The 1084-nt window shown below is 68.7% G+C and carries 1 protein-coding gene and 1 tRNA gene; one reads left to right on the top strand and one right to left on the bottom strand.

Annotation, left to right across the window (positions count from 1 at the left end; translation table 11 throughout):
- Positions 1-173: 173 nt before the first annotated feature.
- Positions 174-353, top strand: coding sequence for a hypothetical protein (locus tag FV228_RS30595; RefSeq protein WP_147857837.1), 180 nt, complete (start codon positions 174-176; stop codon positions 351-353).
- A gap of 517 nt (positions 354-870) precedes the next feature.
- On the opposite strand, the gene FV228_RS30590 is transcribed toward FV228_RS30595, so the two are convergent.
- A tRNA-Arg gene (locus tag FV228_RS30590) sits at positions 871-947 on the bottom strand.
- Positions 948-1084 lie beyond the last annotated feature (137 nt).

The following is a 1084-nucleotide window of genomic DNA, read 5'->3' as shown; positions in this document are numbered from 1 at the left end:
TGTCCCTCGTCACTACTTACGCAATCGAGCTTAACCGTTCATTTGCGATTTGCAAGCGGGGCTGGCCGGGTGCACGATGGCCAATACCATGGTGACGGGCTCTGGCGCCCCGCTTGCAAATCGCAAATGAACGGTTAAGCTCGATTGCGTAAGTAGTGACGAGGGACATCGCCATGAAAACCGTACACCCACAGCACGAGAGGCTTCCCGCACTGCCGATCCACGCCGCGATGACAGTCGATCCATCGTACGAGGATGAGGTTCATCAGGACCGGATGCGACGCCTGCACAATGCGCGCGCCAGCCAGCGCGCCGCGCGACACCACCGCATCCATCGCGCCGCCTCGATCTGAGGGAGGCGCTTCCCGGTCCGCATCTGCGGGACTGACGACGCGACAGACGGCGCCTCTGGGACAGCATCGTCCTGGGGCCCAGCCCGCGTCGGCGGCCCGGGTTCGAGGCGCACGCCTGCGCCGTCATCGCACCGAAGGCGCGTCCGCCTCAGTCGACGAACCGAGACCGTGAGCCCGGCGCAGGGTCAGGTCCCCTGCTCACGGGTCCGCCGACGGGTCGACTCGCTTCACGTGCATCACCCAACCAGCGCGCCGGACCGGCGCCGTGATCCGACGATCGCCGTCGCGCCCATGCCGGGAGCCGACGCGACGATGGCAGCTGTCGGAGCGACCTCGCCCCCAATCCGCACGGTACATGCGCGTCGGGCCGGCCCTCCGAGAGGCTCAGCATGCAGGAGGCTGACCCAGGGTGCGGCCGACGAATCGTTCGGGCACGCCAGGGCCGGCCACGAGGGGGCAACACACACCCGACGGCGCCGGGCTCGGACGTCTTGCGAAGCCGCCTCCAGAAAACACCTGGCGACCCCGGTTGGGCTCGAACCAACGACCTGCCGCTTAGAAGGCGGCTGCTCTATCCAGCTGAGCTACGGAGTCTGAGGTGCCAGCGGCTCCAGAAGCCACGGGCTTGGCCGAGGGTCAAGCGTCTGCGGCCGGTCCGGGACGCCCCGAGGGGGGAGCCGGTCGGCGTGGCAGCGCGCGCGTTCCCTCGCCCCGGCGCGGCAGGGCAGGGT

The sequence above is a fragment of the Methylobacterium sp. WL18 genome (assembly GCF_008040015.1).
Classification (GTDB): Bacteria; Pseudomonadota; Alphaproteobacteria; order Rhizobiales; family Beijerinckiaceae; genus Methylobacterium; species Methylobacterium mesophilicum.
This window is presented reverse-complemented; position numbering and strand designations above follow the sequence as displayed.